Below are 5,325 nucleotides of genomic sequence, written 5' to 3' on the forward strand. Positions count from 1 at the left end.
AGGGCGAGTCGCCGAACTGCCGCTCGGTGGAATCTCCGGGCTTGCGGGTCGGCGGGCGCGCTTGTGCCGTGCACCAGCCGGTCCAGTCGCGCACGTTGGGAAGGGTGCGGCCGGCGCGCTCCATCCAATCCCATGTGGCCGGCTCGATGTGCAGGCAGTTGCCGCAGTTCGCCCGCCTGGCACGGCGCATTTCGCGCGTTGCGGTTTCTTGGGCGAGCCGGTCGGCCTCGAAATCGGCGGTGCGGCGTATCTCGTTGAGAAGCGCCGCGAGCACGCGGGTCAGGGCGCCTTGATTTTGTTCGTTCATGGTGACACCTCAACAGGTCGAAGAATCAGGCTGGCGCGCCACCAAGGCCGCGAGCACGGCCTCGATGCCGCCCGCGCCGGGGTCGGGCAGGCGGAAGTGCTCGATGGTGCGGCGCAGGGCGCCGGCCTCGGCTTCCTCGCGCGTCACGCCGGCCTCGAACTCGAACACGGCGGCGCGCTCGTCGAAGAACTCACGAACCGCGAGCGGATCGGGCGGCGGCGCCAGTGCCGCCAGCAGGTCGGCGCGGTGGTTGCGGATCAAAACGGCCAGCTCGGGCGTGATGGCGGCGGCGGGACCGGCGCGCAAGGCGCCCGCGGCGTCGCGGGTCAGGTGGACGCCGTGGGCGGTCAGGGTGCTGATGATTTGCTCAGGTTTCATGCTGGCCTCTTGGGAAAAATGGCGCCGGTGCTGCGTTTGGCGGCGGTTGGAAGGGTTCCGGGAGCGTGCGACGGGATGAAACAGCGCGGTGACACGGTGACAGTCGGTGACATAAAAATGCTTTTAGAAACAACGGTGTCACCGTGTCACCGTTGTCACCGCGAAAAACGGCATGCTCGCGTTTGTCACTCATGAGCAGCCCACGCGTCGGTCATCTCATAAAGCCGAGTCGTCTTCGGCAGACCGGCCGGGCGCAGGGAGTTCGAAGGCTTGCCATCGGGGCCGGGCTTTATCCAGCCACGCGCCACCAGCAAGGCCACTGCTCGCTTGAAGTCGGCGCCCCGGCAGGCTTCCTCAAGGCCGGTTCGAGTGAACAAATAGACACGTTCGTCATCGTCGGTCCGGTAGTACCCGGCAAGCTGCTGCACCACGTGCCCGGCGTGCGAGAAGTCCCGAAACCGCGAGCTGCCGAACCGTTCCAGAAACTCGCGCACGCCGTCCAATAGCGCCCGCTCTTCGGCCGGCACGCGGCCAAATCCGTCAAGCCAAGCCGCAAAGCACACGTGTGCCGCGTGCATGGCCTCGCCGGGCGACCAGCCGGTGATGCCGGCGCGCGTGGCCATCTCGCCAGCCACGGCCACGGCGCCGAACCGGCGCGCCATGCGCCCGGCCTGTGCGGTGGTGGCGTCGGTGTTGGTCAGCGCCGCGGCGACGAATTGATCGAACGACGCGCGGGCGTCGGCGGTGATCGCCTGGCGATGCTCCGCCAGCCATTCCAGCCATGCGGGACCGGCGGTGCCATGGCAGCGCGCCGCGGCGTCGCGCAGGGCGTCGGCCAGCGCGCGGGCGTGCGGGTGGCCGTGCAGGTGCTCGAAGATGCCGTGCCCGGCCCCGGCGTCGGCCTCGATGTCGGCGACTCGCAGCTCCTGGCCGGCAGCCGGGCGAAGGCCGGCGGTGGCCATGTGCGCCGCCATCGAAATTTCGCCGGTGGATAGCAGCAACAGCCGCCACGTTTTGATCTGGCGCGCCCCTCCGTTGCCGGTGGCCCGCGTGGCGCTGATTCCGTTGGTGATTTTGTAGGCTGTCTTGCCGAAGTTTCGCGGGTCGGACTGCCCGGACTCGTCGGCGAATAGCGCGGAATCGTTGTGTTGCGCGGCGATGGCCTCGAAGCCGGCCGGCGACGTATCCCACGAGCGCACCACGACGGCCGGGTCGCCGAAGATCGACGCACCAGCGACCAGAGCCGTTGACTTGCCGGTGCTGCTAGCGCCGCGCAGGTGCAGGCCGCCGCCCTCCAGGCCGAGCACGTCGAGCAGCGCGCCGGCGAACGCGGCACTGATGACCAGCACCAGTCGAGTGTTGCCGGCCGCCGGCACGGCGATGTGCTGCCGCCAGTCGGCGAGCGTACCGGCCACGCTGGGCGCGGTGCTGGGCGTGCCAGCGGTTTGCAGCACAACGGGCACGCCGTCGGCGGGCGTGCCGTAGACGCGATCGGGGGCGACGTAGACGCCCCGATGCCACCCGGTGGTGTTGACGCACCAGGCGCGGGCTGTAGTCGGGTGGCCCGCGAGGTAGGCCAGCAGCAGTTCACGCGCGGCGCGGCCGGAGGCCATGGCGAGGCCGCCGCGGGCCAGCGCGCGCCGCACCTCGGCGCCGTCGCCGTCCAGCAGCTCGGCCGGAATCACCCAGCTATGCCGGACGCCGTCCCGGTCGCTCCATTCCACCCACAATCCCCACTCCATGCTCTCGCTGTTGCGAACGATCGCGAGCACCACGAGGTAACCCGACAGCCGCAGCGGTTTGGTGTCTTTCGCGTCTTCGGGCGGCTGGAAATAGACTCCGGAATCGCGCACTGCGAATGCGCCGCCACCGTAGGGGAAGGTGTCAAGCAGGTCCGGCAGCGGCGCGGCGGCGGGTGGATCGGCGGGCGTCGGGGTGTCGGTGGGCGTCGGGGTGTCGGTGGGCGGCTCGGCCGTGGCGCCTTCCAGCAGATCGCGCGCCATGTCGTCACCGTGTACGCGCGCGTAGTCGTCGATGTCGCTGTTGGGCGGCCAATCGCCCGGCAGGCAAATGCACCGAACGCCGAACTCGCGCCCCAGCACGGCGGCCTTCTCCTCTTTGCCCGTGTCCACAACGATGACCGGGCGGGCGTCCGCGTCGCGCTCGCGCAACTTCTGCATGACCTTGCGCACGTTGCCCCAGCCGAACGTCACGGCCGCGGCGCGGCTGGTGGCGCGGTGCGCCGCCCATGCGCTGGCGAGACCCTCGACCACGTAGACGACAGCACCCGGCACGTACTCGCCGACGACGAAAAACCCATCGATCGGCACGCCTGCGAGGTTGAGCTTTGCCTTGATTCCGGCGGCCTTGAGGCGGGCGTTTTCCTCGACCGGGGCGATAAATACGAGCGAGGCCGGCTCGCCATCGTCGAAGCCATACCGCCACACTGGTGCCACCAGCCAGCCGTCGAGCGTCTGGCGCTGGATGCGCAGCGGGTCGCCGGTTGGCACCACGCGAAGGCCGGCCATGAAGCCGTTTCGAGCGGTGCAGTACGAATGATCGGCAGCCGGCCGGGAGCGTGCCCATACCGCCGCGGGCAGGAAATCTGGATCGGGCGGGATCGTCGGCTTTGGTTTGCGATCAGCCTGTCGCTGCGCCAGCTCGGCGGCCGTCGGTGGCAGCGGGCGCGGCGCCGACGGGTCGGGCCGGTAGCCGTGCTCCTTGGCGATGAAGAACAGCGTGCCGGGGCCGATGCCGCCGTCGGTGTTCAGGCTGCGCCACGTGTCGCTGAACGCGCGCGCGTCGTAGGTGGCCCCGCCGGCCGACCATGCGCGCGCCTCGGCTTCCGAGATGCCGCCGGATTTGCTGGCGGCCAGCACTCGGACCCACTCCTCGCGCGGCAGGTCGGGCGGGATGCAGGCCAGCGCGGCGCGGGCGGCGTCCGGGTCCACCGCGCCGGCGCTTGCGCGGTCGGTGCGGGTGGGGTTGAATGAGTGGCGTGTACGTCGATCGATGACCCCGCCCCGGTTGCCGCCGGTGCGGGGTTTTTTTTCGTCCATGCCGACCTCAGCGCGGGGCCGGGGTGGCGGTGACGGCGGCTTCGGCGGCGGCGTGCCGCGCCTCGAACATCTCGATGTCGCAGAGCCGCCAGCGCGTCACGCCCGGCGACAGGCGCACGGCCGGCGGCAATCGGCCCTCCTGTGTCCATCTCCAAATTGTGGTTCTGCCCACGGCGAAGCGGGCGGCGAGTTGGCGGTCGGTTAGGTATTGCACTGTAAGGGCCTCCATTGGCTGGAACGGGTGCCCATGCAGTAAATGTCACGCGCAGCCGAAAGAAAAAAATCGAATCGGCGATTCGATTTTGGACTTTCTGGCGCGGGTGTGATAAAGGCGCCGCCCGGGTCGGGCGGCTAGATCGGCGCTGGACCGTCGGCGATACGCCGCGCCCATTCGTCGAGGCACAGCGCAGCCACGTGGCCAATCAGCAGGCCGCGGAAGTGCTGCGGGTAGATGCGGTGAAGCAGTGCGTCCTGATCGTCGCAGACGGGCAGGCCGTGGGCGGCGCACAGTTCATCGCTGGGGAAGAACTGCTGCTCTTTCGGTGGGTCGGTCGGCCACTTGCCGAAACGCTTGGCGATGCGGTCCAGCGTGTCGGTCAGGTGGTTGATCGTCCAGGCAAGGCAGGCGGACGGAGCGGCAAGGTCAGGGTGGCCGGCGCGCCAGTCGTGGGCAGGCTGCGTCAGGCGCCAGTCGTAGGCCGCACGGGTTAAGGCGCGGTCGCGCGCGGCGTGGCGCCACGCGTCGCCGCCTTGTGGGCGCCGGGTGTAGTCGGTGACGGCTTCCTCGCGCAGGGCGACGTATTCGCGCAGGTGCTCCGGCAGGGGCAGGCCGTGCAGGTTGTGATGGTCGATGGCGGCCTCGAAGGCACGGGCGACGGCGTGGTGACGCAGATTGACGGCCAAGTGCACGGCTATCCAGTGCGGCAGGTGCGTGCCCAGACCGGGCAGGCGGCACCACACGGCGAGGGCGAAGCCCGCGGCATCGGCGGCGCCGTCTGGCGGCAGGGCGTCGAAGGCGGCTTCGAGCACGTCCAGCACCCAGTTTGCGCAGTCGAGCGCTTCATCGAGGCCGTCGCTGGCAGTGCGGACGGTGTAGGGATCGATCCATGCCGGCCGGGCGGTGGCCCGCGGCGACGCAGGCGGGCGCGGCGTGGCGACCACGGCGGGCGCTGGCGCCTTGGCGCGCGGGCGGTCAGGCGGTGGTGCAGGCAGGGTGTCGGCGGGCCGGTCTGGCGCGGGCTGGCGGCCGGTGAGGTGGGCGTTGACGTCGGCGGCCCGGTTGGGGAGCTTGGACACGCGCGGGGGCCAGTGCGGGTCAGGCTGCTTTGGTTAGCGCCGGCAGAACCGCGCGCATGTTCATGCCGATTCGTGCGCGATGGCGTCCGCCACCCAGCGGTTCAGGCTTTTGCCGGCCCGCTCGGCGGCCACGGCGGCCTTGCGGTGCAGCTCGGGATCGATGCGCACCACGAACTGCCCGGATAACGGCTTGTCCGGCGCCTGCGCCTGCTCTTTGCACAGGGCGAGGTAGTCGTCAACGGATTCCCGAAAGGCACGCTCCAGCGCTTCCACGCTGTCACCCTC

The 5,325-nt window shown here is 70.1% G+C and carries 6 protein-coding genes; all 6 read right to left on the reverse strand.

Features of this window, described 5'->3' with window-relative positions:
* Positions 1-307: hypothetical protein (locus tag PHC73_RS11210; RefSeq protein WP_300128105.1), on the reverse strand; the 307-nt coding region annotated here is incomplete at its 3' end.
* A gap of 9 nt (positions 308-316) precedes the next feature.
* Positions 317-685 (reverse strand): hypothetical protein, encoded by a 369-nt coding sequence (locus PHC73_RS11215; RefSeq protein ID WP_300128108.1) that lies wholly within the window; start codon positions 683-685, stop codon positions 317-319.
* A 185-nt stretch (positions 686-870) separates the two neighbouring features.
* Positions 871-3,636 (reverse strand): DUF927 domain-containing protein, encoded by a 2,766-nt coding sequence (locus PHC73_RS11220; RefSeq protein WP_300128110.1) that lies wholly within the window; start codon positions 3,634-3,636, stop codon positions 871-873.
* Positions 3,637-3,751: 115 nt separating this feature from the next.
* Entirely contained in the window at positions 3,752-3,973 is a 222-nt protein-coding gene (locus PHC73_RS11225) for a helix-turn-helix domain-containing protein (RefSeq protein ID WP_300128113.1), read from the reverse strand.
* Between the two features lie 122 nt (positions 3,974-4,095).
* The gene (locus PHC73_RS11230; RefSeq protein WP_300128116.1) at positions 4,096-5,040 is read right to left on the reverse strand and encodes a hypothetical protein; all 945 of its coding nucleotides are present in this window, start codon (positions 5,038-5,040) and stop codon (positions 4,096-4,098) included.
* Positions 5,041-5,100: 60 nt separating this feature from the next.
* The coding region (locus PHC73_RS11235) for a type II toxin-antitoxin system HicB family antitoxin (protein WP_300128119.1) at positions 5,101-5,325 on the reverse strand (225 nt) is incomplete at its 5' end.

The organism is Immundisolibacter sp. (genome assembly GCF_028696615.1).
Taxonomy (GTDB): Bacteria; Pseudomonadota; Gammaproteobacteria; order Immundisolibacterales; family Immundisolibacteraceae; genus Immundisolibacter.

What these genes read in the sequence shown, in the direction of transcription:
- PHC73_RS11215 (WP_300128108.1), bottom strand. Translation starts at nt 685, where the DNA reads ATGAAACCTGAGCAAATCATCAGCACCCTGACCGCCCACGGCGTCCAC.
- PHC73_RS11225 (WP_300128113.1), bottom strand. Translation starts at nt 3,973, where the DNA reads ATGGAGGCCCTTACAGTGCAATACCTAACCGACCGCCAACTCGCCGCC.